The organism is Rhizobacter sp. Root404 (assembly GCF_001425865.1).
Lineage (GTDB): Bacteria > Pseudomonadota > Gammaproteobacteria > Burkholderiales > Burkholderiaceae_C > LMDS01.
Genome location: NZ_LMDS01000004.1, coordinates 956,303 through 981,984, shown reverse-complemented (window position 1 = coordinate 981,984; position 25,682 = coordinate 956,303). Strand labels below are relative to the sequence as shown.

The 25,682-nt window shown below is 69.3% G+C and carries 20 protein-coding genes; 12 read left to right on the top strand and 8 right to left on the bottom strand.

Annotated features, from left to right (window positions below):
- Nucleotides 1-118 precede the first annotated feature (118 nt).
- The 4 genes from ASC76_RS09175 to ASC76_RS09160 all read left to right on the top strand — a co-directional run bounded on the left by ASC76_RS09175 (nucleotide 119) and on the right by ASC76_RS09160 (nucleotide 4,402).
- Complete coding sequence (locus ASC76_RS09175; RefSeq protein WP_056465001.1) at nucleotides 119-1,669, top strand: hypothetical protein; 1,551 nt, start codon at nucleotides 119-121, stop codon at nucleotides 1,667-1,669.
- A 78-nt stretch (nucleotides 1,670-1,747) separates the two neighbouring features.
- Nucleotides 1,748-2,437, top strand: a complete 690-nt coding sequence (locus ASC76_RS09170) for a heavy metal response regulator transcription factor (RefSeq protein ID WP_056465000.1) — start codon at nucleotides 1,748-1,750, stop codon at nucleotides 2,435-2,437.
- Complete coding sequence (locus tag ASC76_RS09165; RefSeq protein WP_056464999.1) at nucleotides 2,434-3,945, top strand: heavy metal sensor histidine kinase; 1,512 nt, start codon at nucleotides 2,434-2,436, stop codon at nucleotides 3,943-3,945. Before ASC76_RS09170 ends, ASC76_RS09165 begins: the two co-directional genes overlap by 4 nt.
- A gap of 70 nt (nucleotides 3,946-4,015) precedes the next feature.
- A complete protein-coding gene (locus ASC76_RS09160) occupies nucleotides 4,016-4,402 on the top strand; it encodes a hypothetical protein (protein WP_056464998.1) in 387 nt (128 codons plus the stop codon).
- A 13-nt stretch (nucleotides 4,403-4,415) separates the two neighbouring features.
- Here the strand turns inward: ASC76_RS09160 and ASC76_RS09155 are convergent, their stop codons facing one another.
- Nucleotides 4,416-5,747, bottom strand: a complete 1,332-nt coding sequence (locus tag ASC76_RS09155) for a sensor histidine kinase KdpD (RefSeq protein ID WP_157615451.1) — start codon at nucleotides 5,745-5,747, stop codon at nucleotides 4,416-4,418.
- A gap of 91 nt (nucleotides 5,748-5,838) precedes the next feature.
- Between ASC76_RS09155 and ASC76_RS25180 the strand changes: the two genes are divergently transcribed.
- Nucleotides 5,839-6,441 (top strand): hypothetical protein, encoded by a 603-nt coding sequence (locus ASC76_RS25180; protein ID WP_157615449.1) that lies wholly within the window; start codon nucleotides 5,839-5,841, stop codon nucleotides 6,439-6,441.
- 41 nt (nucleotides 6,442-6,482) lie between these two features.
- On the opposite strand, the gene ASC76_RS25865 is transcribed toward ASC76_RS25180, so the two are convergent.
- The 4 genes from ASC76_RS25865 to ureA form a co-directional block, all read right to left on the bottom strand.
- Complete coding sequence (locus ASC76_RS25865; RefSeq protein WP_056464996.1) at nucleotides 6,483-8,528, bottom strand: ATP-binding protein; 2,046 nt, start codon at nucleotides 8,526-8,528, stop codon at nucleotides 6,483-6,485.
- Between the two features lie 112 nt (nucleotides 8,529-8,640).
- On the bottom strand, nucleotides 8,641-10,356 hold the full coding sequence (ureC, locus tag ASC76_RS09145; protein ID WP_056464995.1) for an urease subunit alpha: 1,716 nt from the start codon (nucleotides 10,354-10,356) through the stop codon (nucleotides 8,641-8,643).
- A complete protein-coding gene (locus ASC76_RS09140; RefSeq protein ID WP_056464994.1) occupies nucleotides 10,356-10,661 on the bottom strand; it encodes an urease subunit beta in 306 nt (101 codons plus the stop codon). The genes ureC and ASC76_RS09140 overlap by 1 nt, the downstream gene beginning before the upstream one ends.
- Nucleotides 10,662-10,675: 14 nt before the next feature.
- Complete coding sequence (ureA, locus tag ASC76_RS09135; RefSeq protein ID WP_056464993.1) at nucleotides 10,676-10,978, bottom strand: urease subunit gamma; 303 nt, start codon at nucleotides 10,976-10,978, stop codon at nucleotides 10,676-10,678.
- A 76-nt stretch (nucleotides 10,979-11,054) separates the two neighbouring features.
- Between ureA and ASC76_RS09130 the strand changes: the two genes are divergently transcribed.
- Nucleotides 11,055-14,597 carry an ATP-binding protein gene (locus tag ASC76_RS09130; RefSeq protein WP_056464992.1) on the top strand — a complete coding sequence of 1,181 codons (3,543 nt, stop codon included), beginning with the start codon at nucleotides 11,055-11,057 and terminating at the stop codon, nucleotides 14,595-14,597.
- Entirely contained in the window at nucleotides 14,590-15,585 is a 996-nt protein-coding gene (locus ASC76_RS09125) for a response regulator transcription factor (protein WP_056464991.1), read from the top strand. Before ASC76_RS09130 ends, ASC76_RS09125 begins: the two co-directional genes overlap by 8 nt.
- Nucleotides 15,586-15,587: 2 nt before the next feature.
- Here ASC76_RS09125 and ASC76_RS09120 read toward each other — a convergent pair whose 3' ends face one another.
- Together ASC76_RS09120 and ASC76_RS09115 are read right to left on the bottom strand one after the other, a co-directional pair.
- On the bottom strand, nucleotides 15,588-16,079 hold the full coding sequence (locus ASC76_RS09120) for a hemerythrin domain-containing protein (RefSeq protein WP_056464990.1): 492 nt from the start codon (nucleotides 16,077-16,079) through the stop codon (nucleotides 15,588-15,590).
- A 29-nt stretch (nucleotides 16,080-16,108) separates the two neighbouring features.
- Complete coding sequence (locus ASC76_RS09115) at nucleotides 16,109-18,547, bottom strand: catalase (RefSeq protein WP_056464989.1); 2,439 nt, start codon at nucleotides 18,545-18,547, stop codon at nucleotides 16,109-16,111.
- Between the two features lie 221 nt (nucleotides 18,548-18,768).
- Between ASC76_RS09115 and urtA the strand changes: the two genes are divergently transcribed.
- The 5 genes from urtA (at nucleotide 18,769) to urtE (ending at nucleotide 24,935) form a co-directional block, all read left to right on the top strand.
- On the top strand, nucleotides 18,769-20,052 hold the full coding sequence (gene urtA, locus ASC76_RS09110) for an urea ABC transporter substrate-binding protein (protein ID WP_056464988.1): 1,284 nt from the start codon (nucleotides 18,769-18,771) through the stop codon (nucleotides 20,050-20,052).
- A 10-nt stretch (nucleotides 20,053-20,062) separates the two neighbouring features.
- Nucleotides 20,063-21,649 (top strand): urea ABC transporter permease subunit UrtB, encoded by a 1,587-nt coding sequence (gene urtB / locus ASC76_RS09105; protein WP_082548949.1) that lies wholly within the window; start codon nucleotides 20,063-20,065, stop codon nucleotides 21,647-21,649.
- Nucleotides 21,646-22,764, top strand: a complete 1,119-nt coding sequence (gene urtC, locus ASC76_RS09100; RefSeq protein ID WP_056464987.1) for an urea ABC transporter permease subunit UrtC — start codon at nucleotides 21,646-21,648, stop codon at nucleotides 22,762-22,764. Before urtB ends, urtC begins: the two co-directional genes overlap by 4 nt.
- Nucleotides 22,761-23,651: an urea ABC transporter ATP-binding protein UrtD gene (urtD, locus tag ASC76_RS09095; protein ID WP_056464986.1), complete on the top strand. Its 891-nt coding sequence runs from the start codon at nucleotides 22,761-22,763 to the stop codon at nucleotides 23,649-23,651. Before urtC ends, urtD begins: the two co-directional genes overlap by 4 nt.
- A 576-nt stretch (nucleotides 23,652-24,227) precedes the next feature.
- Nucleotides 24,228-24,935, top strand: coding sequence for an urea ABC transporter ATP-binding subunit UrtE (gene urtE, locus ASC76_RS09090; protein ID WP_056464985.1), 708 nt, complete (start codon nucleotides 24,228-24,230; stop codon nucleotides 24,933-24,935).
- A gap of 10 nt (nucleotides 24,936-24,945) precedes the next feature.
- Here urtE and ASC76_RS09085 read toward each other — a convergent pair whose 3' ends face one another.
- Nucleotides 24,946-25,680 (bottom strand): general secretion pathway protein GspB, encoded by a 735-nt coding sequence (locus ASC76_RS09085; RefSeq protein WP_056464984.1) that lies wholly within the window; start codon nucleotides 25,678-25,680, stop codon nucleotides 24,946-24,948.
- Nucleotides 25,681-25,682: the final 2 nt, after the last annotated feature.

Sequence of the window (25,682 nt, the reverse complement as noted above, 5' to 3'; positions counted from 1 at the left end):
GGCCCTTTTCACGTGCTTGACATATTTAAGTAGTGTTCATTACGAAACTGTAATCCGCCCGCCATCTTCGGGACAGCGCCCGATTTCTATCGTCTTGGCATCCCCATCGAGGACCGCCATGCGCCGCCAAGACATCCAGTTGCTCGCCCTCGCCCGCCAGGGCGACCCCGCTGCCCGCTGCGAAGCGGGGCGCCGCTACCTGCTCGGCACCGACGGCTTCGCGCAGCACATCGCGACGGGGCTGGATTACCTGAACCACCCTGCGGTGCGCGACCTGCCGCAGGCGGCGCGCATCGTTGCCGAGAGCCTCGCGCTGGAAGACCTGCTGCAGCTGCGGCAGGAAGGCGCGCTGGCGCAGGCGGCCGCCGCCGGCAGCGCGCCGGCACAGGTCAAGCTGGGCGTCTGGCTGTGCGTGCGCCACGGCCGCCTCGACGAGGGCGCGCGCTGGCTCGATCGCGCCGGTGCCGCGGGCCACGAGGCCGCGGTGCGCGCGATCGCGGCGCTGCGCCAGCCCGACGCCGACGACCCGATGACCGCGTTCCTTGCCACGCTGACCGAGTCGGGCGACCTGAAGGGCGCACTGGTCGCGACCATCGCTGCGCAACAGGCCTTGGCCGAGCGCGACCTCCCGCGCCTGGCCGCCAGCCTGCGCACGGCACTGGCACTGACGCCCACGACGACGCCCGAGCTCGCGGAGCTGGTCGCGGCCGCGGTGCGGCTGGCCGAGCAGTCCGCGCATCCCATCCTCGGCATCGAGGCCGCCGCGATCGAGGCCGCGCTCGATCACCGCACCAGCCGCGGCGACCGCGACGCCGCATACGCGCTGGGCCGGGCACTGTGCGGCATCCCGTGCGGCGTGCTCGAACCGGCCACGCTCGCGGCCGGCCCGAACATGCGCAAGGGCGTCGCGCTGCTGCTGCGGGCCGCCGATGCGGGCGTCGAGGCCGCGTGGCTGCACCTGTACCGCATGCACGGCGACCACAGCCTGTCGGTCGCGAACCCGCAGATGGCGCGCTTCTGCCTCGAGAAGGCCGCGTTCGGCGGCCAGGGGGAAGCGCAGCGCAAGCTCGGCGCGCTGATGCTGCGCGTCGCCGACACGCTGGAGGATTCGGAGCAGGCGATCGAGTGGCTGCATCGCGCCGCCGCCGCGCAGGACGCGCATGCCGTCGGCCTGCTGCAGTCGCTGGTGCTGCCGCTCGAAGGGGACGATGCACAGGCCGACGCGGCGATCGCGCTGGTCCGCCGCGACGACCCGTGGCTCGCGGTGCGCATGCAGCTCGCGCGCCGCTTCGGCCTGACCAAGCTCGAGGCACTGTGCGTCGATCCGGCCGACGGCCTGCGGCCGTGGGGCCTGGTGGTCGGCAAGAACCCGTTCATCGCGCAGATTCGCCTGTCCGCGCCGCGCGCGATTCCCGCGCTCGGCGACGCCGCGATGGAGGCTGCGCGCAGCGCCGCGTCGTTCTTCGGCCAGGCCAGCCGCGATGCGCAGGCGTTCGAGGGCGACCTGAGGCGCCGCTCGCTGCGCCAGCGCCGCGCGTTCGAGCGCCACGGGCTGGATGAGGCGATGTTCTTCGCCAACGCGACCTCGATGACGCTGGAGGCGCTCCGGCTCGGCCCGAAGTGGGCGTTCCGCGCCAGGGAGCCATTGCAGCTCGCACTGGCCGCGTAGCTCGCCATCGGCGCCCGATCGCCGATACTGACGCCCCATGAAAGCCCCTCGGCCCCGCCACCCGCGGGGCCGCTGTCCATGCGCATCCTGATCGTCGAGGACGAACCGAAGACCGCCGCCTACGTCCGCAAGGGGCTGAGCGAGCACGCCTATGTGGTCGACGTGGCCGACAACGGCATCGAGGGGCTGCACCTGGCCACGTCGGGGAGCTACGACCTGATCCTGCTCGACGTGATGCTGCCCGGCGCCGACGGCTGGACCGTGCTGGAAGCGCTGCGCCGCCAGCGCCAGACGCCGGTGCTGTTCCTCAGCGCGCGCGACGCGGTGGCCGATCGCGTCAAGGGTCTGGAGCTTGGCGCCGACGACTACCTGGTGAAGCCGTTCGCGTTCTCCGAGCTGCTGGCGCGCATCCGCACGCTGCTGCGGCGCGGCGCCGCGCAGGTCGAGCAGCACGCGCGCGTCGCCGATCTGGAGCTCGACCGCGTGCGCCGCCGCGTCAGCCGCTGCGGCACGCGCATCGACCTGACGGCCAAGGAGTACGCGCTGCTCGACTACTTCGTCCGCCATGTCGGCGAAGTGGTCTCGCGCACGCTGATCGCCGAGCACGTCTGGGACATGAACTTCGACAGCGACACCAATGTCGTCGACGTCGCGGTGCGGCGCCTGCGCGCCAAGCTCGACGACCCGTTCGCGACCAAGCTGATCCAGACGATCCGTGGCGTCGGCTACGTATTTGAACCGCGCGATCCGCGCGACCAGGCACCTTGAAACTGCACTGCCTGCGCAGCCTGAAGCGCTCGCTGACGGCGCAGATCAGCCTGTCGATCGCGGTGATCTCGATCGCGCTGGTGGCCGGCAGCGGCCTGCTGATCAACCGGCTGGCGACGCGCGAACTGCGCGAGGGCAACGAGCTGATCATGTTCGCGAACCTCGCGCTGTTGCGCGAGGATCTGGCCGCCGCCCGCTTCGACCTGACGCAGACGCCGCAGCGCCTGGTCAAGCGCATCGATCTGCAGCTCGGCCACCTGCACATGGCGCTGCTGGACGCGCAACGCCACGTGATCGCGGCGTCCGAGCGCTTCGAGATCCCGTTGGCGGCGCTGCCAAAGAACCCGATGGCGGTCGACGACCTGCCGGCCGGCATCGAGCATGCCGACGTGCGCGCGCTGAGCAAGGTGCTGGGGCCGTTGACCACGGTGTGGACCTCGCCCGACCACCGCAGCTTCCGCCTGCTGTTCGCGCGCATCCCGGTGCCGGCCGGCTCGCTCGCGGGTGACGCCACGCGCACGCTGCTGGTGGTGTTCGCGTACGAGCTGACGCAGACGCGCGAGATCGTCAAGAACGAGCTGCAGATCTTCGTCGGCACGCTCTTGATCGGCGCGCTCGCGGCCGGCGCGCTCGGCGTGTGGATCGCGCGCCGGATCGTCGCCGGACCGCGGCGCCTGGCGGCCGCCGCCAACCGGATCAGCGAGCGGCCGATGAGCGAACGGCTGTCGGTTGCCGACACGCCGACCGAGCTGGTCGAGTCCACGCACGCGTTCAACCGCATGCTCGATCGACTGGAGGCCTCGTTCCGGCGCCTGTCCGAGTTCTCGTCGGACCTGGCGCACGATTTGCGCACGCCGATCAACAACCTGCTGGGCGAGGCGCAGGTCACGCTGGCCAAGCCGCGCAGCGCCGACGAGTACCGCGCGGTGCTGGAGTCGGCGGTCGAGGACTACGAGCGCATCTCGCGGCTGATCGAGAACATGCTGTTCCTGGCCCGTGCCGACGACCCGCACGCGGCGACCGACCGGCGCTGGATCGACCTGCAGCCGGTGCTGGAGCGCGGGCGCGGCTACTTCGAGATGCTGGCCGAGGAGCGCGGCGTGGCGCTGGAGCTGCGCATGCACGGCGCCGAGCCGGCGTGGCAGCAGGTGTGGGCCGACGAGACGATACTGATCCGCGCGCTCGGCAACCTGGTTTCGAACGCGCTGCGCTATGCGCCGCGCGGCAGCGCCGTCGTCGTCGAGACCACGCCGCACGATGGCGGGGGCTGCACGCTGGAGGTCTCGAACGACGGGCCGCCGATCGCCGACGCGCACCTGGAGCGGGTGTTCGAGCGCAGTTTTCGGGTCGACGAGTCGCGATCCGGTTCGGCGGCAGGTTCGGGGCTGGGCCTGGCGATCGTCAAGTCGATCATGGAGCTGCATGGCGGCAGTGCCAGCGTGATCAGCGGGACCGGGCGGCGCACCTTGTTCAGGCTCTGGTTTCCCGGGCCGACCCCGGTTCCATGACACAGCGGGGCCGGGGCGGCCGTCCTAGAATGGCCGACTTGGGGTGCGGCTTGAGGCGAGGACAGTCGAGATGCAGGCGAACAAGGTCGAGGTGACGATCGAGGAAGTGAAGGACTCGAATCCGGGCTCCGCCGCGGGCGCGCCCAGCGTGGTGATCGAGACCGAGTCCACCGTCGACGGGCGCGTGCGCGACACCTCGATCGAGGTGCGGGATGCGGATGCGCCGGCCGTCGCGGCGGCGCTGCTGAACGCCGATTCGAGCGGGCCGCCGGTGATCAGCGCCGAGTTGCCGCTGGCGGTCCAGTGCCTGGCGGTCGGCGTGGTGCATGCGGCCAGCCCCGGGCAGGTGCGCCTGCACCTGCAGTTCGAGTCGGGGCAGGTGCTGCCGATCGAGATGTCGGGCGAAGCCGCCGCGGCCCTGTCGCGCACGCTGGCGATGCACACCGCGAATCACTGAAGCCGACCGGGCGTCAATCCTGGCCGATTTCGGCCGGGGAACGCGTCGCCTGCGCGGCCCGCGCCAGGTCGAGCTCGAACCAGAACACGCTGCCCGTGCCTTTCTGGCTGGTCGCGCCGATGCGCCCGCCCATGGCTTCGACCAGCTGCTTGCACAGCGCCAGGCCCAGGCCGGTGCCGCCGTAATCCTGGGCGATGGTCTGGTCGGCCTGAACGAATTCCTGGAACAGGCGCTTCAGGGCGTCTTCGGAAATGCCGGTGCCGGTGTCGCACACCTCGAAGCGCAGCCGCGCCGAGCCGGCGGGCGCACCGCCGAGCAGTCGCAGGCGAACCTCGACGCGCCCGGTTCGCGTGAACTTGAGCGCGTTGGACAGGAAGTTGACCAGCACCTGGCGGATGCGCAGCGCGTCGCCGACGACGTGCTCGGGCAGCCCGGTATCGAGCTGCGCCGCGACGGTCACCCCCTTGGCTTCCCCCTGCGCCACGTAAGCGGAGGTCGCCTGCGCCAGCCAGGGTTCGAGCTCGAACGGCTGCGGGTTGAGCTGGAACTGGCCGCGTTCGATCTTGGCGAGGTCGAGCACGTCGTCGATCAGGCGCTGCAGCGTCGAGGCCGAACTGCTGATCGCCGAGGTGAAGCGGCGCTGCTTTTCGTCGAGGTTCGACATCAGCAGCAGCGAGCTCATCCCCATCACGCCGCCGATCGGGTTGCGCAGTTCGTGCACCACGTGTGCCAGGAACCGCGGCACCTGCGGGGACGCGGCCCGCTGGGACTGGGCCTGCACTTCGCGCGCAATCGCCTCGAGACGGCGCTCGTCGACGGCCGACAACGGCGGCGCCTTGGCCGGATCGCGCTCGAGCTGCTCGGCGAGGTAGCGGGCGCGGGCCGACAGGTTGACCAGCGGCAGGCAGGCTTCGCGGGCGGCCATGGCCGCTTCGGCGGCGGCGGGCATGTCGCCCAGCGCCTCGCAGGACTCGCGCAGCAGGTCGAGCAGCTGGACGCGGTCGTAGGTGGAGCGGATGTGGATCAGGCTCCGGTCGCGCTCGGTCTCGGCCAGCGCCCGGGCCTCGGCATGGCGCCGCTGCGCGCAGAGCATGCGCAGGCGCATCAGCGGCGCGATCGGGAAGCCGTCCTTCGCGAGCGTGAGGTAGCGCTCGGGCAAGGCGTCGAGCCAGGCCTGCGCCTCGTCGAGCCGGCCGACGCCGAGCAGCGCCAGTGTCAGCCGCGCGCGCTGCGGGTCCACCAGGTCCATCGCACCTTCCCGGCTGGTATCTTCCGCGAAGACCTCGTACGCCTCCTGATGCCGGCCCAGCATGTCGAGCGCGACGACGGTCTGCGTCGTCGCCACCAAGGCGATCTCCGAAAGCGTCTCGGTGCGCCAGATGTCCCGTGCGCGCTGCAGGTAGGGCAGACCCTTTTCGGGATCGAGTGTCTCCTGCGTGAAGGAACGCGCCCAGGCAGATGCACGCGCTGGCGATCCACAGCGGCCGGCCGGCCTGTTCAGCCAGTTGCAGCAAGCGAAAGCGCAGCCGCAGCGTGTCGTCGTAGTGCCCCAGCCACTGGTGCGCGAACGAGAGGTAGTACACCGATACGCTGCGCTCGAATGCCGGACGCACGTCGGGCGAGAGCCGGTCCAGGCGCTGGCAGATCGCGATGGTCGCCATGTGGCGGCCGTCGTACATGCAGGCCGCCGCTTCGATGTCGTCGAGCAGCCACAATGCGCGCGGCACGCCGAGCTTCGCGCAGAGCGCGCGGGCCGCGTCCACCTGCGCCATCACCTCGGCCTGCGGCACGGCACTGACCAGGCCGAGCAACCGATAGAACTGGGCCAGGGCTTCGGTCTCGGCGTCGCCGGTTTCGCGGGCGCGTTGGGCGGCCTGCTCGGCGACGCGCGCCATCGGCGTGTCGGGCCCCAGGCCCCCGCTGCCGAGCAGACGCTCGGCGTGACGCAGCAACTCGCTGGCGGGCACCGTGTGCGAGATGTCGAGGTCGGAGTCGGATGGGGGCATGTCTCGCAACATCTTGGCTGCGAAACATTCTGACGCGTTGTGCGCCTTCTGCGCAACAGATGACCTGTTCCCCGCTAACTTTTCAACGAAGAGCGATGCTGCGGGATTGCTGACTCAGTCAATGACGATTTACCGGGATCGTCAATCGCGCCCGACCTGGACGGGGTTCGCACCGCCTGCTGGGCGTAGGCCAGATCCAGCTCGAACCAGAACAGGCTCCCCACGCCTTTCTGGCTGCTCGCGCCGATGCGCCCGCCCATCGCCTCGACGAGTTGCTTGCACAGCGCCAGGCCCAGGCCGGTGCCGCCGTAGTGCTCGGCGATCGTCTCGTCGGCCTGCACGAATTCCTGGAACAGGCGCTGCAGCGCCTCTTCGGAGATGCCGGTGCCGGTGTCACGCACCTCGAAGCGCACGCCCACCGCATCGCGCGCAGCGCCGGCGAGCCGACGCACCTCCACGTCGACGCGCCCGGTGCGGGTGAACTTGAGCGCGTTCGATAGCAGGTTGACGAGCACCTGGCGGATCCGCAGCGCGTCGCCGACGACCCGCGTCGGCAGCCCGAAGTCGAGCCGCGTCGAGACGGCCACGCCCTTGGCCTGGCCCTGCGCCACGTAGGCCGCGGTGGCCTGTTCCAGCCAGGGTTCGAGCGCGAACGGCTGCGGGTTGAGCTGGAACTGGCCGCGCTCGATCTTGGCCAGATCGAGCACGTCGTCGATCAGCCGCTCCAGGGTCGACGCGGAATGGCTGATGGCCGAGGTGAAGCGGCGCTGTTTCTCGTCCAGGTCGGACATCAGCAGCAGCGAGCTCATGCCCATGACGCCACCGATCGGGTTGCGCAGCTCGTGGACCACCTGCGCCAGGAACCGTGGCACCCGCGGCGCGGCGGCGCGGGCCGACTGGGCCCGCACTTCGCGCGCGATCGCGTCGAGCCGGCGCTCGTCGACCGCGGAGAGCGGCGGCGCGTTGGCCGGGTCACGCTCGATCTGCACGACCAGGTAGCGCGCGCGCGCCGAGCGGGTGACCAGCGGCAGGCAGGCTTCGCGTGCCGCCGTGGCGGCCTCGGCCGCAGCCGCCCGGTCGCCCAGGGCCTCGCACGCCTCGCGCAGGTGGTCGAACAGCTGAACGCGGTCACAGGTCGAATTCATGTGGATCGCGACCCGGTCGCGCTCGGCCTCGGCCAGTGCGCGCGCCTCGGGATGACGCCGCTGCGCGCACAGCAGCCGCAGCCGCATCAGCGGCGCGACCGGGAACCCGTCCTTGTCGGTCGTCCGGTACGCCGGCGTCAGCTGGTCCAGCCAGGCTTGCGCCTCGTCGAGCCGGCCGACGCCGATCAGCGCCAGCGTGAGCTGGGCGCGCTGGGAGGCGACCACGGCCATCGCTCCCGGCGCCGCGGTGTCTTCGGTGAAGACGTCGTAGGCCTCCTGGTGCCGGCCCAGCATGTTCAGGGCGACGATCGTCCGGGCCGTGACCATCAGCTTGATGACCGCCATCGGCTGGTCGCGCCAGAGTTGCCGGGCCCGCTGGAGATACGGCAGGCCCTGCTCGGGATCGAGCATCGTCTCGGTCAGGAACTCGCCGAGGCAGACGCACGCGCCCGCCAGCCAGATCGGCCGGCCGGCCTCCTCGGCGAGCTGCAGGAACCGGTAGCGCAGCCGCATCGTGTCGTCGTGGTGGCCCAGCCATTCATGCGCGAACGACAGGTTGTAGGCCGAGAAGCTGCGCTCGAAGGCCGGCCTCGACTCGGGGGCCAGCCGCTCGAGTCGCTGGCAGATCGCGATGCCCTCCATGTGGCGACCATGGTGGATCCGCACCCAGGCCTCCAGGTCGTCGAGCAGCCACAGCGCACGCGGCACGCCGAGCGGCTGGCAGTGACGGCGCGCGGCCTCGACCCGGTCCAGCATCTCGGCTTCCGGCAGCCCGAAGACCTGGTCCCACAGGCAGTAGTACTGGGCCAGTGCCTCGGTCTGCCGGTCCCCCGTCTCGCGGGCCCGCCGGACCGCCTGCTCGGCCAGCCGGGTCATCGGCGTCGCGCCGATGCCGCCGCTGCCGAGCCGGTTCTCGGCCTGGCGCAGCAACTCGCTGGCCGGAATCGTGTCGTCGAAAGCGTCGGGTGAGGGCATGTCTCGCGTGGCGTGGGCCAGCGGACGAGTTTGACGCTTCGACGCGCTTGGCGCGCCACGCTGCCGGTCGCAATGCCAACTTTGCTACGGACGCTTCACACGCGGGCCGTCCTTAGAACAGGAAATAGCGCTGCGCCATCGGCAACTCGGTGGCCGGCTCGCAGGTCAGCAGCACGCCGTCGGCGCGCACCTCGTAGGTCTGCGCATCGACCTCGATCGTCGGTGTGCCGGCGTTGTGGATCATGTCCTGCTTGCCGATCGCGCGGGTGTTCTTCACCGCTTCGACGCGCCGGCGCAGGCCCAGTTGCTGCGCCACCCCACCCGCCACGCCGGCCTTCGACATGAAGGTGATGCAGGTGTTGTCCATCGCCGCGCCGAACGCGCCGAACATCGGGCGGTAGTGCACCGGCTGCGGGGTCGGGATGCTGGCGTTCGGGTCGCCCATCGCGGCCGCGGCGATCATGCCGCCCTTGATGATCAGGCTCGGCTTGACGCCGAAGAACGCCGGCTTCCAGACGACGAGATCGGCGAGCTTGCCGACCTCCACCGAGCCGACCACATGCGAGATGCCCTGCGTGATGGCCGGATTGATCGTGTACTTCGCGATGTAGCGCTTGACGCGGAAGTTGTCGTGGCGCGCGCTGTCTTCCGGCAGGCTGCCGCGCTGCGCCTTCATCTTGTGCGCCGCCTGCCAGGTGCGGATGATCACCTCGCCGACCCGGCCCATCGCCTGGCTGTCCGAGCTCATCATCGAGAACACGCCCAGGTCGTGCAGGATGTCCTCGGCGGCGATCGTCTCGCGCCGGATCCGGCTCTCGGCGAAGGCCAGGTCCTCGGCGATCGAGGCGTCGAGGTGGTGGCAGACCATCAGCATGTCGAGGTGCTCGTCGACGGTGTTGACGGTGTACGGCATCGTCGGGTTGGTCGACGACGGCAGCACGTTGGGCAGGCCGGCGACCTTGATGATGTCCGGCGCATGGCCGCCGCCGGCGCCTTCGGTGTGGAAGGTCGCGATCGTGCGGCCCTTGAACGCGGCGACCGTGTCCTCGACGAAGCCCGATTCGTTCAGCGTGTCGGTGTGGATCGTGACCTGCACGTCGTGCTTGTCGGCCACGCTCAGGCAGTTGTCGATCGCGGCCGGCGTCGTGCCCCAGTCCTCGTGCAGCTTGAGGCCGTAGGCGCCGGCCTCGATCTGCTCGTCCAGCGCGCCGGGCAGCGAGGCGTTGCCCTTGCCCTGGAAGCCCAGGTTCATCGGGAAGCTCTCGGCCGCGCGCAGCATCGAGTGGATGTGCCACGGGCCGGGCGTGCAGGTGGTCGCGAAGGTGCCGGTGGCCGGGCCGGTGCCGCCGCCCATCATCGTGGTCACGCCGCTCATCAGCGCCTCTTCGATCTGCTGCGGGCAGATGAAGTGGATGTGGGTGTCGATGCCGCCGGCGGTGATGATGTTCCCTTCGCCGGCGATGATCTCGGTGCCGGGGCCGATCACGATGTCGACACCGGGTTGCACGTCCGGGTTGCCGGCCTTGCCGATGCCGGCGATCAAGCCGTTCTTGATCGCGATGTCGGCCTTGACGACGCCCCAGTGGTCGATGATCAGCGCGTTGGTGATCACGGTGTCGGCCACCTCGGCGGCGAGGCGCTGGCTCTGCCCCATGCCGTCGCGGATGGTCTTGCCGCCGCCGAACTTCACCTCTTCGCCGTAGCCGCCGGCTTGCAGCGTGTAGTCTTTTTCGACCTCGACGATCAGGCCGGTGTCGGCCAGGCGCACCCGGTCACCGGTGGTCGGTCCGAACATCTCGGCGTAGGCGCGGCGGTTGATCGTGGCCATCAGAGCGCTCCCTGCACGAGGCCGCGGAAGCCATAGACCTTTCGATCGCCGGCATAGTCGACCAGCTCGACCGTCCGCTGCTGCCCCGGCTCGAAGCGCACTGCGGTGCCCGACGCGATGTTCAGCCGCATGCCGCGCGCGGCGGCGCGGTCGAAGCGCAGCGCGGCGTTGGTCTCGGCGAAGTGGTAGTGCGAGCCGACCTGGATCGGCCGGTCGCCGGTGTTCTCGATCACGAAGGTCGCAGTGCGCCGGCCCGGGTTCAGTTCGTGGTCGGGGCCGTCGGTCAACAGTTCGCCAGGAATCATGGTGCTGCGCGCCTCTATGCAATGGGTTGGTGCACGGTCACCAACTTGGTGCCATCGGGGAAGGTGGCTTCCATCTGGATCTCGGGGATGAGTTCGGCCACGCCGTCCATCACGTCGGCGCGGGTCAGCACCGTCTTGCCCTCGCTCATCAGCGCCGCGACGCTCTTGCCGTCGCGCGCGCCTTCCATGATCGCGGCGCTGATCAGCGCCACCGCCTCGGGGTAGTTGAGCTTCAGCCCGCGCGCCTTGCGCCGCTCGGCCAGCAGCGCGGCGGTGAAGATCAGCAGCTTGTCCTTCTCGCGCGGGGTCAGTTCCATGGGGTGTGGCGGGTAGCAGGAGACGTGCCGGATGCTAGTGCAGGTCGGTGGCACAGGGCTTGCACCAAGACGGTTCATGAGCGCCTTGCTGACCCCGGCTGACGACGCCGCACGCCCGCGCGTGGGGCAGGGCGTGGCCGCGCCGGCAAGTGCGACCGCGGTGCAGCAGGTCATCAAGGTCCGGCGCGACTACAACGCCTGGGTCGCGCGCGAGACGATGGAGGACTACGCGCTGCGCTTCACGCCGCGCTCGTTCCGCAAGTGGTCGGCGCTGCGGGTGGCGAACACCGCGTTCGGTGCCGCCTCGTTTCTGGTGCTCGAGGCGGTCGGCGGCACGCTGCTGGTCGACTACGGCTTCGTCAACGCGTTCTGGGCGATCCTGGCGACCGGGCTGATCATCTTCCTCGCCGGCTGGCCGATCAGCGTCTACGCGGCCCGCCACGGCGTCGACATGGACCTGCTGACGCGCGGCGCCGGCTTCGGCTACATCGGCTCGACGATCACCTCGCTGATCTACGCCAGCTTCACGTTCATCTTCTTCGCGCTCGAGGCGGCGATCATGGCGTACGCAATCGAGCTCGCGTTCGACATCCCGCCGGCCTGGGGCTACCTGCTGTGCTCGCTGGTGGTGATCCCGCTGGTCACGCACGGCGTCACGACGATCAGCCGGCTGCAGGTCTGGACCCAGCCGCTGTGGCTGTTGATGCTGATCGTGCCGCTCGCCTACGTGTTGCACCAGCACCCGGGGGTGCTCGCCGAGATCTGGCAGTACGGCGGCCAGGGCGCCGACGGCACGCCGCGCGCGCCTGGTTTCGATCTGCTGAAGTTCGGCGCCGCGATGACGGTGGGCATCGCCCTCATCACGCAGATGGGCGAACAGGCCGACTACCTGCGCTTCATGCCCGAGCCGTTGCCGAAACAGAAGGCGCGCTGGTGGGCCGGCGTGATCATCGGCGGCCCCGGCTGGGTCGTGCCGGGTGTGCTGAAGATGCTGGCGGGCTCGCTGCTCGCGTACCTGGCGATCGGCTACTCGGTGCCGCCCGACCGCGCCGTCGACCCGACGCAGATGTACCTGGTCGCGTACAACGCGGTGTTCTCGCAGTACGGCCTGGCGGTCGCCGCGACCGCGCTGTTCGTGTTCGTCTCGCAGCTCAAGATCAACGTGACGAACGCGTACGCCGGCTCGCTCGCGTGGTCCAACTTCTTCGCGCGGCTGACGCACAGCCACCCGGGCCGCGTGGTCTGGATGGTGTTCAACACCGCGATCGCGCTGATGCTGATGGAGCTCAGCGTGTTCCAGGCGCTGGGCAAGGTGCTCGGGCTGTACTCGAACATCGCGATCAGCTGGATGATGGCCGTCGTCGCCGACCTGGTGATCAACAAGCCGATGGGCTGGTCGCCGAAAGGCATCGAGTTCAAGCGCGCGCACCTGTACGACGTGAACCCGGTCGGGGTCGGCGCGATGGGCGTGGCGTCGCTGCTGTCGATCGTCGCCTACCTCGGCGCGCTCGGGCCGCTGGCGCAGGCGTTCTCGGCGCTGATCGCGCTGGTTACCGCATTGATCGTCTCGCCGCTGATCGCCTGGTGGACGAAGGGCCGCTACTACCTCGCCCGCTCGCCGTCACTCGCGACCGACGACGGCAGCTACAAGCGCCTGACCCGTTGCGTGATCTGCGAGCGCGACTATGAACGCGACGACCTCGCGCATTGCCCGGCCTACCAGGGCGACATCTGCTCGCTGTGCTGCACGCTGGACGCCCGCTGCAATGACCTGTGCAAACCGCATGCGCGCCTGTCGGTGCAGTGGAACCAGCTGCTGCGCACGCTGCTGCCGCGCGTCGCATGGCCCTACATCGAGACCGGCCTCGGGCACTACCTGCTGCTGATGGCCGTGGTGGTGCCGCTGCTGGGCGGCCTGTTCGCGACGCTCTACACCCAGGAGCTGCCGGCGCTGCTGGAGGCTGGCGGGGTCGGCGCGGCGGCGCTGCGGCTCGGCTTCATCAAGGCGTTCGCGGCGCTGCTGCTGGTCAGCGGCATCGTCGCCTGGTGGCTGGTGCTGACCCACAAGAGCCGCCAGGTGGCGCAGGAGGAGTCGAACCGCCAGACCCAGGCGCTGAACGAGCAGACCCGGGTGCTGAACGAGCAGGCGCAGACGCTGCGGCGCGAGATCGAATCGCACCGCCGCACCGATGCCGAGCTGCAGCTCGCCAAACGCAGCGCCGAGCTGGCCAACCAGGCCAAGAGCCGCTACATCACGACCGTGAGCCACGAGTTGCGCACGCCGCTGAACAGCATCCTCGGCTATGCGCAGCTGCTCGAGGAGGACGCGTCGGTCCCGCCGCACCGCCACCAGGCGGTCAAGGTGATCCGGCGCGGCGGGGAACACCTGCTGTCGCTGATCGAGGGCACGCTGGACATCGCGCGCATCGAGGGCGGCAAGCTGCGGCTCGAGAACCGGCCGATGCGCTTTCGCGACTGCGTGCAGGAGACTTCGCGCATGTTCGAGCTGCAGGCGGCGGCCAAGGGCATCGAGTTCCTTCGCGTGCTGACCGAGCCGCTGCCCGAGGTCGTGCGCGCCGACGAGAAGCGGCTGCGCCAGATCCTGATCAACGTGCTCGGCAACGCGGTCAAGTTCACCCATGTCGGGCGGGTCGAGTTCCGCGTCAGCTATGCGCGCGAGATGGCGGTGTTCGAGATCGAGGACACCGGTCCGGGGATCGCCGCCGACGAGATCGAGCACGTGTTCGAGCCGTTCGCGCGCGGTTCGGAGGCGAGCGCCGCGGCCAGCGGCGGCACCGGGCTGGGTCTGACGATCGGCAAGATGCTGACCGACCTGATGGGCGGCGAGATGACCGTGCGCAGCGCGCCGGGGCAGGGCACCTTGTTCCGCATCCGGTTGTTCCTGCCGGAGGTGAGCGGCGTGCGGGTCGAGCGCGAGTTGCCGCGCATCGCGCGCACCGGGTACGCCGGCCGTCGGCGCCAGGTGCTCGTGGTCGACAACGAAGAGGTCGATCGCGACCTGCTCGCCAACCTGCTGGAGCCGCTCGGCTTCGAGATCCGCAAGGCCGCGTCGGGACATGCCTGCCTCGACATCCTGCGCGACCACCGGCCCGACGCGATCCTGATGGACCTGGCGATGCCCGGCATCGACGGCTGGGCGACGGTGCGGGCCATCCGCGAGCAGCGGCTGAGCGACGCACCGATCGCAATCGTCTCGGGCAATGCGTTCGACAAGGGGCTGGACAACGACGTCGGCATCGCGCCCGAGGATTTCGTGCTCAAGCCCGTGCGCGTCGGCGAGCTGCTGGACTGGCTCGGTGCGCGCCTGCAACTCGACTGGCACGAGGGGCGGTGGCGCGCGCCGGCGCCCTCTGCCTCGCCGGCGCCGGCCGACCCCCGCACTCTGCCCGAGGCCGAGCACCTGCGTGCGCTCGACCAACTGGTGAGCCTCGGCTACTACCGCGGCATCGTCCGCAAGCTCGACGAGATCGAGGCCCGCGACACCGGCCGCACTGCCTTCACGCAACACCTGCGCGCGCTGGCGCAGCAGTTCCAGCTCGATGCGATGACGCGCGTGATCCGCCAGGCCCTCAACGACCAGCAGGCCCCGCATGAATGAACCCCTGCCCGACCGCAGCGAATCGGCCGTCGTGCTGATCGTCGACGACGTGCCCGACAACCTCTCGGTGCTGCACGACGCGCTCGACGAAGCGGGCTACACCGTTCTCGTCGCGACCAACGGCGACAGCGCGCTGCAGCGCGCCGTGCAGGCGCAGCCCGACGTGGTGCTGCTCGACGCGGTCATGCCGGGGATGGACGGCTTCGAAGTGGCGCGCCGATTGAAGGCGCACCCGGTCACCGCGCCCATCCCGATCATCTTCATGACCGGCCTGACCGAGACCGAGCACGTGGTCGCGGCATTCGCGGCGGGTGGCGTCGACTACGTGACCAAGCCGATCCGCGCTCAGGAGGTGCTGGCGCGCATCAGCGTGCACATGAGGGGCGCGCGCGAGCGCCTGCACCAGAAGCAGCAGGCCACCCAGGCGCGCAACGCGCTCGACGCGTTCGGCCACGCGACGATGGCGATCCGCCTCGACGACGCGACCGGCGCGGTGCGTGCGGTCTGGCAGACGCCGCTGGCGCGTCAGCTGATGCACGACTACTTCGCCGCGCCGCCCGCGCAGATCCCGCCGCCCGTGCTCGACTGGTTGCGCGCGGAGTCGTCCGCGGCCGGCGACGGGCGCGAGCCGCGCCCGCTGTCGGTCAACCGCCAGACCGAGGCCGGCACCCGCCAGCTCGTGTTCGCGCTGCAGCAGCGCACCGGCGACGACGACCTGCTGATCGTGATGCGCGAGGTGTCCGACGCGGCCGTCGTCGAGGCGATGGTGCAGGCGTTCAAGCTCACGCTGCGCGAGGCCGAGGTGCTCTACTGGGTCGCCAAGGGCAAGACCAACCGCGACATCGGGGACATCCTCGGCAGCAGCACCGCGACCGTCAAGAAGCATCTCGAGCGCGTCTACGTGAAGCTCGGCGTCGAGACCCGCACCGCCGCGGCCAACCTGGTGATGGGCCGGCTGCGGCAGCTGAACCTGGGCGTCGCCGCCTGAGCTCAGGCGGCCGGGACCGCCTCGGCCTGCAGCGCCTGCTGGCGTTCGCGCAGCTGTTCACCGAGGACGTTCAAGTCCAGCGCCGGCGCCGCCTTCGCTTTCGGGAACAGCTCGTCGCGCTCTTCCTTGACGTGGTGCTCGATGGCCACGTTCAGCTCCGCCACCAGCGTGTCCATCGCCGCGTTCGCCGCGCCGAGCGCACGGATGTCCGCGATCAGCTGCTTGGCCTCCTGGTGCTCGGCCGTGGCCTCGTCCACCAGGCCCGCCGCGTCCGGGAGCGCCCGGCGCAGCGCCGGGTAGAAGATCTCCTCCTCGATCTGAGCGTGCACGGTCAGCTCGTCGCAGATCCGGGCGGCGAGCGCGGTGCGTTTCGCCTGCGAGTTAGGCGCGTCCGGCGAGGCGGCGAGACGGGCGTACTCGACGAACAGGTGCTTGACGGCGATGTGGTCCGCGTCCAGCAGTTGGCACGCGTTCTTGGCGAGGTAGTCGGCCATGGTGTTTCCTGGTTGATTCGGAAGTCGGGTCACAGCAGCGGCGGGTCCATCTCGCGGCCGAAGTGACGGTGCATCGCCATGGCGTCCATGAAGGCGTCCATCGCCGAGGTGCCGGCGTTGGCATCGGTCACGATCAGCCCGGTCCCGCCCTGGGCCAGGCTCTTGTCGAGGCTGATCGGCAGCCCGGCCTGCAGCAGCAACCGGCGCGCCTCGCCGACCGCCAGGATCGGCTTGCAGTGGCGGAACTGGTCCTTGACGAACTCCATCGTGTGGCCGTCCTGCGCCAGCGCGGCGATCGCGGCGGCGCCGTCGGCGAGGATCAGCGCATCGAACAGGAATCCCGGTTCGTTCTCCATCGAGGCATCGGCATCCAGCGCCACGCCCGAGGCAGCCGCGATCGGCCCGATCCGCGGTCCGACGATGCGCGCGACGGCGCCCCGTTCCAGCAGGCGAGCTTGCGCCTCCCGCACGAAGTCGGCCTCCACGCCGGGTGCGACGACGATGGCCACCTTGCGACCCGCGAGCGAGCCGTCGCCCGGCCGATGCAGCAGCGACAGCGCCGGCGACTTCAGCACCTCGGGCGTCGACACGTCGGGCAGCGCCTTGGGCAGCGGGTCCGGCAATGTCTCCATGCCCAGGCCCTTCGCGACCTTCTTCGCCAGGGCCTCGGAGGCATTGCGCAACATCGCGACGGTGCGCTCGCGGATCGCGGGCACGGTCACCTTGGACAGCTCGAACCGGAACGCGTTGGCGATGTGATCCTGCTCTACCGGCGACTGGCTCTCGAAGAACAGCGTCGCCTGCGTGTAGTGGTCAGCGAACTTCTCGGGTTTCGCGCGGACCTTGCCCTGCGCTTCCTTCGAGGAGATGCTCGCCGCCACCGACACGAACCCGTGCGCCGCGCCGGCCTGGAACGGGCAACCGCCCGCGAGCGAGTTGGGTTCGTACGAGACGCGTCCGCGCGGGATCGCCTGGCGGTGCATGCCGTCGCGCTGGTTGTTGTGCACCGGCGCGAGCGGCGCGTTGATCGGGATCTCGTGGAAGTTGGGACCGCCCAGGCGGGAGATCTGCGTGTCCACGTACGAATGGATGCGTCCGGCCAGCAACGGGTCGTTCGAGAAGTCCAGCCCCGGGACGATGTGCGCGGTGCAGAACGCCACCTGTTCGGTCTCGGCGAAGAAGTTGTCCGGGTTGCGGTTCAGCACCATGCGGCCGAGCGGGCGGATCGGCACCAGCTCTTCCGGCACGATCTTCGTCGCGTCGAGGATGTCGAAGCTGAATTCCTCGGCCTGTTCCTCGGTGAAGACCTGCACGCCGAGCTCGTACTCCGGGTAGGCGCCGGACTCGATGCGCTCGTAGAGATCGCGGCGGTGGTAGTCGGGGTCAGCGCCCGAGATCTTCACCGCCTCGTCCCAGACCAGCGAATGCGTGCCGGCCTTCGGCGTCCAGTGGAACTTGACGAACACCGACGTGCCCTGCTCGTTGACCATGCGGTAGCTGTGCACGCCGAAGCCCTGCATCGTGGCGTAGCTGCGCGGGATCGCGCGGTCGGACATCACCCACATCAGCATGTGCGTCGATTCCGGCATCAGCGAGACGAAATCCCAGAACGTGTCGTGCGCGCTGGCGGCCTGCGGCATCTGGTGGTGCGGCTCCGGCTTGACGGCGTGGACCAGGTCCGGGAACTTCATCGCGTCCTGGATGAAGAAGACCGGCATGTTGTTGCCCACCAGGTCCCAGTTGCCGGCGTCGGTGTAGAACTTGACCGCGAAGCCCCGCACGTCCCGCGCGGTGTCCTTCGAGCCGCGCTCGCCCGCGACGGTGGAGAAGCGGACGAACACCGGCGTGACCTTCCCGGCTTCCTGGAACGGGGCGGCCATCGTCAGGTCCGTGGCCGCGTCGTAGCTCTCGAAGAAGCCATGCGCCGCGGACCCGCGCGCGTGGACGATGCGCTCCGGAATGCGCTCGTGGTCGAAGTGCGTGATCTTCTCGCGCAGGATGAAGTCTTCCAGCAGCGCGGGGCCGCGCACGCCGTACTTCAGCGAATTCTGGTTGTCGGCGATCTTGACGCCCTGGTTGGTCGTCAAGGTCTGGCCGACCGAGTCGACCCGCACCCGATCCAGCGAATCGATCGTCGCGTTGACGCCCTCGGGCGCGACGCTGCCGACCTTGCCGGAGGTGTTGGTCTCGGACAAGGTGCTGCCGGTCGGCAGGCGTGACGCGGGCTCGACGGTCGTGCCGGCCTGGGGCGAGACGCCGTTGGCAAATCCGTGCTCGCCCGCCTTGAGGGGGTTGAACGCCATCCCGGCGGCGAGTTGCTCGGTCTGCGCGGCCTTGTGGGCGGCGGCGTCCGACGCGTCGGACGCCGTCACGCGCGACGGTCCGCTGTCGGTCTGGCGCGCGGCCGACTTGGCCGCGAAGGCCTTGCTCTTCGCCGGCGGCGTGGCGGGTTTGGTGGTCTTGGGCATCGGGAGGTTTCCGGTTTCGAGGGAGGGCGACGTGCCAGAACCCACCTTAGTCACCGCCTCTTTGCGCCGGTGTAGGACAACGACCGCGATCGCTTGTACGCCATCGGGCGTATTCCTCGTCGGTTCGAGTCTTCGTAACCTGCGTTTGACGCAACGCAGCATGGCCTTGCCGCTTGCGGGTCCCGACCCCGTCCAACCGAAACCTTCAGGAGCGTGAATCCATGAACACATCCCGCCGCCAAGCCGGCAAGACCCTCACGGCTGTCGCTCTGGGCGTCGCTGCCCTGGGCTTCAGCTCACTCGCCAGCGCCGCCGACACCATCAAGGTCGGCGTGCTGCACTCGCTGTCCGGCACGATGGCCATCTCCGAGACGGTGTTGAAGGACACCGCGCTGATGGCGATCGACGAGATCAACGCCAAGGGCGGCCTGCTCGGCAAGAAGCTCGAGGCGGTCGTCGTCGATCCGGCCTCCAACTGGCCGCTGTTCGCCGAGAAGGCCAAGCAGCTGATCGGGCAGGACAAGGTCGTCGTGACCTTCGGCTGCTGGACCAGCGTGTCGCGCAAGTCGGTGCTGCCGGTCTACGAGGAGATGAACAGCCTGCTGTTCTACCCGGTCCAGTACGAGGGTGAAGAGCTCTCGAAGAACGTCTTCTACACCGGCGCGGCACCGAACCAGCAGGCCATCCCCGCCGTCGAGTACCTGATGAGCAAGGCCGGCGGCGGCGCCAAGCGCTGGGTGCTGCTCGGCACCGACTACGTCTACCCGCGCACGACCAACAAGATCCTGCGTGCCTTCCTGAAGAGCAAGGGCGTGAAGGACGAGGACATCGACGAGAAGTACACCCCGTTCGGCCACGCCGACTACCAGACCATCGTCGCCGACATCAAGAAGTTCGCGGCCGGCGGCAAGACCGCGGTGGTCTCGACGATCAACGGCGACTCGAACGTGCCGTTCTACAAGGAACTCGGCAACGCCGGCCTGAAGGCCAAGGATGTGCCGGTCGTCGCCTTCTCGGTCGGCGAGGAAGAGCTGCGCGGCGTCGACACCAAGCCGCTGGTCGGCCACCTGGCGGCGTGGAACTACTTCATGACGATCAAGAGCCCGGCCAACACCGCGTTCATCAAGAAGTGGAGCGACTACGCCAAGGCCAAGGGCATCGCCGGCCACAAGGACAAGCCGCTGACCAACGACCCGATGGAAGCCACCTACATCGGCATCAACATGTGGGCGCAGGCGGTCAAGAAGGCCGGCTCGACCGACACCGACAAGGTCATCGCGGCGATGGCCGGCCAGACTTTCGCAGCGCCGAGCGGCATCACCTCGAAGATGGACGAGAAGAACCACCACCTGCACAAGTCGGTGTTCATCGGCGAGATCAAGGCCGACGGCCAGTTCAACGTGGTGTGGAAGACGCCGGGCCCGGTCAAGGCCCAGCCGTGGAGCCCGTTCATCCCCGAGAACAAGGGCAAGAAGGACGAGCCCGCGCTGATGGCGAAGAAGTAAGGGCCACGTGATGACGCGCCGTCTGTTGCTGCTGTGGGGAACCTTGCTGTGTGCCGTGCTGTCCGGCGGCCCGGCGCTGGCCCTCACGCCGCAGCAGGCGCGCGCGCTCGCGGTCGGCGAGACGGAGGACCGGATCGCGGCGTTGAACAAGGTGCTGGACGGCGCGGACGAGAAGACCGTCGCGCTGATCCAGGCCCTGTCCGACGACGCGGTCAAGTTCACCGACACCGCCGTGTTCGTGATCAAGGACGACAAGGGCCGGGACCCGGTCACCGGTGCGGAAGTGCCGGTGCCCGAGGCGGCCGAGGATGTCGTCAACAACAACCAGATGCGCAGCGAGCTCGATGCCGCGCTCGCGTCCATCAAGCTGTTCTCGGCCGACGTCAAGGTGCGCGCCGAGGCGGTCAAGACGCTCGCCGGCGAGCCCGACGAGGCCAAGCTGGCCATCGTCGAGAAGGCCTACGCCGCCGAGACGGTGCCGGCCATCAAGGCCGCGCTCGCCGCAGTGCGCTCGGCGATGCTGCTCGGCAGCGCCGATGCCGCCAAGCGCCTCGACGCCGCGAAGGCGCTCGGCGCCACCGGCACGCCCGCCACCAAGACGCTGCTGATCGAACGCCAGAAGGTCGAGACCGAGGCCGCCGTGAAGGGCGCGATCGTCGCGTCGCTGGACCAGATCGAAGGCCGCCTCGCGTGGGGCGAGCGGCTCGGCGTGATCTTCACCGGCATCAGCCTCAGCTCGATCCTGCTGCTGGTGGCGCTCGGCCTGGCGATCACCTACGGCCTGATGGGCGTGATCAACATGGCGCACGGCGAGCTGATGATGATCGGCGCCTACGCGACCTACGTGGTGCAGAACCTGTTCAAGACCCTTCTGCCCGGCGCGTTCGACTACTACGTGCTGCTGGCGGTTCCCGCGTCGTTCCTCGCCGCGGCGCTGGTCGGCGCGGCGCTGGAGCGCAGCGTGATCCGCTGGCTGTATGGCCGCCCGCTCGAGACGCTGCTCGCCACCTGGGGCATCAGCCTGGTGCTGCAGCAGGGCGTGCGCTCGCTGTTCGGCGCGCAGAACGTGCCGGTCGAGAACCCGGCGTGGCTGTCAGGCGGCGTCGACGTGATGAGCAACCTCACGTTGCCGTTCAACCGCATCGCGATCATCGGGTTCGCGGTGCTGGTGCTGCTCGGCGTCTCGTTGATGATCGCCCGCACCCGCCTCGGCCTGTTCGTGCGCGGCGTGACGCAGAACCGCAAGATGGCGGCCTGCATGGGCGTCAACACCGCGCGCATCGACACCTACGCGTTCGCGCTCGGCTCCGGCATCGCGGGCCTCGCCGGCTGCGCGCTGTCGCAGGTCGGCAACGTGGGGCCGGACCTCGGGCAGGGCTACATCGTCGACTCGTTCATGGTCGTCGTGCTCGGCGGCGTGGGCCAGCTCGCCGGCACGGTCTACGCGGCCGTGGGCCTGGGCGTGCTGAACAAGCTGCTCGAAGGCTGGCAGGGCGCGGTGCTCGCGAAGATCATGGTGCTGGTCTTCATCGTGATCTTCATCCAGAAGCGGCCGCAGGGCATCTTCGCGATGAAGGGCCGGAGTGCCGAAGCATGAGCGCTGTCCTGTCCACCCCGATGCCCGTCGCCGGCCCGCCGCGCGGGTTGCTGACCGGCAAGGCCTGGAGCGGCGTGCTGGCGGCGATCGTCGTCGTCGCGGTGCTGGTGCCGGTGCTGAACCTGGTGGTGCCGGCGGGCAATGCGTTCCACCTGTCCGAGTACGCGGTGCAGCTGATCGCCAAGATCATGTGCTACGCGATCTGCGCGCTGGCGATGGACCTGATCTGGGGCTACACCGGCATCCTGTCGCTCGGCCACGGCGTGTTCTTCGCGCTCGGCGGCTACGCGATGGGCATGTACCTGATGCGCCAGATCGGCCGCGATGGCCAGTACCGCATGGACATGCCGGACTTCATGGTGTTCCTGAACTGGAAGACCTTCCCGTGGACCTGGGCCCTCAGCGATTCGTTCGTCGCGCAGATGCTGCTGGTGGTGCTGGTGCCGGGCGTGCTGGCCTTCGTGTTCGGCTACTTCGCGTTCCGCTCGCGGATCAAGGGTGTGTACTTCTCGATCATCACGCAGGCGATGACCTACGCGGCGATGCTGCTGTTCTTCCGCAACGAGACCGGCTTCGGCGGCAACAACGGCTTCACCGACTTCAAGCGCATCCTCGGCGTGCCGATCGCGACGCCGAGCATGCGCATGCTGCTGTTCGTGATCACCGGCATGACGCTGATCGTGTTCTTCCTGCTCGCCCGCTGGCTGGTGAACAGCAAGTTCGGCCGCGTGTTGCAGGCGATCCGCGACGCCGAGACCCGGGTGATGTTCACCGGCTACGACCCGCTGCGCTACAAGCTCGCGATCTGGGTGATCTCGGCGGTGATGTGCGGCATCGCCGGCGCGCTGTACGTGCCGCAGGTCGGCATCATCAACCCGGGCGAGATGTCGCCGGCGGCGTCGATCGAGATCGCGATCTGGGCCGCGGTCGGTGGCCGCGGCACGCTGATCGGGCCGATCGTCGGCGCGTTCTTCGTCAACGGCGCGAAGAGCTGGTTCACGCAGGCGTTCCCGGAGTTCTGGCTGTACTTCCTCGGGCTGTTGTTCATTCTGGTGACGATCTTCCTGCCGCAGGGAATCATCGGCCTGCTGCGCCGCAAGAAGGACAACGCATGACGCCCGAACTGATGGCCGCTGGCGCGCGCGCGAAGGCGATCCACGAGGGCCGGCCGGTGCCGACCAGCACCGAGTCGGGCGGCCGCGAGACCAGCTACGGGCGCATCGCGACCGGCGAGCTCGACGTCACGCACGGCGCGATCCTGTACCTCGACGACATCACCGTGAGCTTCGACGGCTTCAAGGCGCTGAACGCGCTGAGCCTGTCGATCAGCGCCGGCGAGATGCGCTGCATCATCGGCCCGAACGGCGCCGGCAAGACGACGATGATGGACGTGATCACCGGCAAGACCCGGCCCGATCTGGGCAAGGCCTTCTTCGGCTCGACCATCGACCTGCTGCGCCTGCGCGAGAACGAGATCGCGTCGATCGGCATCGGCCGCAAGTTCCAGAAGCCGACGGTGTTCGAGTACCTCACCGTGTTCGAGAACCTCGAGCTCGCGTTGAAGGCCGACCGCGGCGTGCGCGCGTCGATGTTCTTCCGTCTCAACGGCGAGCAGCTCGACCGGATCGGCGCGATGCTGACGCTGATCCACCTGAAGGACAGCGCGCAGCGGGTCGCTGGATTGCTGTCCCACGGCCAGAAGCAGTGGCTGGAGATCGGCATGCTGCTGATGCAGGACCCGAAGCTGCTGCTGCTCGACGAGCCTGTCGCGGGGATGACCGATGAGGAGACCGAGCGCACCGCTGAACTGTTCCTTTCTCTCGAAGGAAGCCACTCGCTGGTGGTCGTCGAGCACGACATGAAGTTCATCGGTGAACTCACTCAGAACGGTCGCAACGGGAAGAAGGTGACCGTGTTGCATGAAGGCAGCGTTCTGGCGGAGGGGTTGCTGTCGGAGGTTCAGGCGAACGAGAAGGTGGTCGAGGTCTATCTTGGGCGCTGAGTTGTCGCGGTCGAGGGTGGCGCGGTCGAGCGCGTCGCGGCAGGCGGCACCCGGCAGGGGCTCATCCGGTGGCGGTCGGCGCTGCGCGCCGACTTCGTTGCGGTGCTCGCTCCGGGGCCGTCCTCGCCAACTCACTGCGCTCACTGCGTTCGCTCCGTTCAGACAGGCGCTCGGAAGTCAGTTGACGAGCGCGCTGCGCGCGCCGGCCCCGAAGCTGCGCTCCTCACCGCCACCCAAATCGCCCCTGCCGGGCGCCGCCTGCCGCGATGACCACCACCTGAGCTTGTTCGGGGAAGAGCTTCCACCTATGAGCGAAGGCGCGGCCGGGTGGGCTGCGCCGCGCGTGGGAGGCGTCGAGCAGCGCAGGGCGTGTGGCCGCGCGCGCAGCGCGCTTCGTCCTCTGACTTCGTCGCGCATGTTTGAACGCAGCGAACGAAGTGAGCGCAGTGAGTTGGCGACGAGGCCACGCGACCGAGCAGCGCAGAGCAGTCATCGCGAAGCGATGACCGCCTCCGTGGCGCGGTGCAGCCCACCCGGGCGCGCCTGAGCCGCTCCGACCGAAAGAGTGGAACGAACATGCTGAAAGTCGAAGGCGTCAACCAGTACTACGGCGGCTCGCACATCCTGCGCAACCTGAGCATGGAAGCGAAGGTCGGCGAAGTCACCGTGATCCTGGGCCGCAACGGCGTCGGCAAGACGACGTTGCTGAAAAGCATGATGGGCGTGGTGCCCGTCAAGACCGGCACCATCACGCTCGACGGCGCCCCGATCACCAAGGACACGCCGTACGAGCGCGTCCGCAAGGGCGTGGGCTACGTGCCGCAGGGCCGCGAGATCTTCGGGCGGCTGACGGTGCAGGAGAACCTGCGCATGGGGCTGGCCTACAAGAGCGGCTCGACGCCGATTCCGCCCGAACTGTTCGAGCTGTTCCCGGTGCTCAAGCAGATGATCAACCGGCGCGGTGGTGACCTCTCCGGCGGCCAGCAGCAGCAGCTGGCGTTCGCTCGGGCGCTGGCCGCGGGGCCGAAGCTGCTGATCCTCGACGAACCGACCGAGGGCATCCAGCCGTCGATCATCAAGGACATCGGCCGCGTGATCCGCATGCTCGCCGACCGCGGCATGAGCGGCGGGCAGAAGATGGCGATCGTGCTGGTCGAGCAGTTCTACGACTTCGCCGCCGAACTCGCCGACCAGTACATCGTGATGGAGCGCGGCGAGATCATCCAGCGCGGCCGCGGCGCCGACATGGAAGCCGAGGGCGTGCGCGCGCTGATGTCGATCTGAGCGCGGCCGCTCAGAACGCGATCTCGTAGCGGTAGCCGCGGAACGCGAGCACCGCAGCCTTGACCTTGATCTGGCTCAGCACCAGCTCCGGCCCGATCCGGTCACCCTCGTGCAGCACTTGGCCGTTCACGATCAGGATGCGGTTGCCCGGCGTTGATGAATACATCGAGCCGCCCACCGTGATCACCGGCAGCTGGCGGCGGATGTCGTCCGGCAGCTCGTTGACCGCATAGACGCGGTTGGCCGACGCCGCCGTCGCGGCGGCAGGTGCTGCCTGGGCTGCGCCCGTCTCCGCCGCTGCAGGGGCGGCGGGTGACGGCCTGGTCATCGCCGGCTTCGGTGCGCGCGCCACCGGCGCCGGGGCTGGCGCGGGCTTGGCCAGTGCCGGTGCGGCAGGTGCGGGTGCCGTCTGGGTGACTGCCGCCGGCGCAGGCGCGGCGGCCATGGTCGGCGCGGGTGAGGGCGTTGCCGTGGGCGCGACCGCGCTCGGCGTCGGGGCCATGGCCGGACCCACCGGCGCCTGCGCTACCGCCTCGCGCGGCGCGCCACGCAGCAGCGACCACGCCAGCGCGGCGAGCAGCACCGCGATCACGACGCCCGCGCCGATCCAGCCCCACGGCGTCGCAGCGGCACGCGCCGGTGCCGGCGCCGGACCGCCGAACGCCGGCTGCGCATGGATGCCCGGCACGTGGCCGCGTTCGCGCTCGGCATCGGCCTTGCGCAGCGCATCGAGGATGTAGGACATGG

Coding starts and splice junctions, on each gene's coding strand:
- ASC76_RS09175 (WP_056465001.1), top strand. CDS start 119: ATGCGCCGCCAAGACATCCAGTTGCTCGCCCTCGCCCGCCAGGGCGAC.
- ASC76_RS09170 (WP_056465000.1), top strand. CDS start 1,748: ATGCGCATCCTGATCGTCGAGGACGAACCGAAGACCGCCGCCTACGTC.
- ASC76_RS09160 (WP_056464998.1), top strand. CDS start 4,016: ATGCAGGCGAACAAGGTCGAGGTGACGATCGAGGAAGTGAAGGACTCG.
- ASC76_RS25865 (WP_056464996.1), bottom strand. CDS start 8,528: ATGCCCTCACCCGACGCTTTCGACGACACGATTCCGGCCAGCGAGTTG.
- ureC (WP_056464995.1), bottom strand. CDS start 10,356: ATGGCCACGATCAACCGCCGCGCCTACGCCGAGATGTTCGGACCGACC.
- ASC76_RS09140 (WP_056464994.1), bottom strand. CDS start 10,661: ATGATTCCTGGCGAACTGTTGACCGACGGCCCCGACCACGAACTGAAC.
- ureA (WP_056464993.1), bottom strand. CDS start 10,978: ATGGAACTGACCCCGCGCGAGAAGGACAAGCTGCTGATCTTCACCGCC.
- ASC76_RS09130 (WP_056464992.1), top strand. CDS start 11,055: ATGAGCGCCTTGCTGACCCCGGCTGACGACGCCGCACGCCCGCGCGTG.
- ASC76_RS09125 (WP_056464991.1), top strand. CDS start 14,590: ATGAATGAACCCCTGCCCGACCGCAGCGAATCGGCCGTCGTGCTGATC.
- ASC76_RS09120 (WP_056464990.1), bottom strand. CDS start 16,079: ATGGCCGACTACCTCGCCAAGAACGCGTGCCAACTGCTGGACGCGGAC.
- ASC76_RS09115 (WP_056464989.1), bottom strand. CDS start 18,547: ATGCCCAAGACCACCAAACCCGCCACGCCGCCGGCGAAGAGCAAGGCC.
- urtA (WP_056464988.1), top strand. CDS start 18,769: ATGAACACATCCCGCCGCCAAGCCGGCAAGACCCTCACGGCTGTCGCT.
- urtB (WP_082548949.1), top strand. CDS start 20,063: ATGACGCGCCGTCTGTTGCTGCTGTGGGGAACCTTGCTGTGTGCCGTG.
- urtC (WP_056464987.1), top strand. CDS start 21,646: ATGAGCGCTGTCCTGTCCACCCCGATGCCCGTCGCCGGCCCGCCGCGC.
- urtD (WP_056464986.1), top strand. CDS start 22,761: ATGACGCCCGAACTGATGGCCGCTGGCGCGCGCGCGAAGGCGATCCAC.
- urtE (WP_056464985.1), top strand. CDS start 24,228: ATGCTGAAAGTCGAAGGCGTCAACCAGTACTACGGCGGCTCGCACATC.
- ASC76_RS09085 (WP_056464984.1), bottom strand. CDS start 25,680: ATGTCCTACATCCTCGATGCGCTGCGCAAGGCCGATGCCGAGCGCGAA.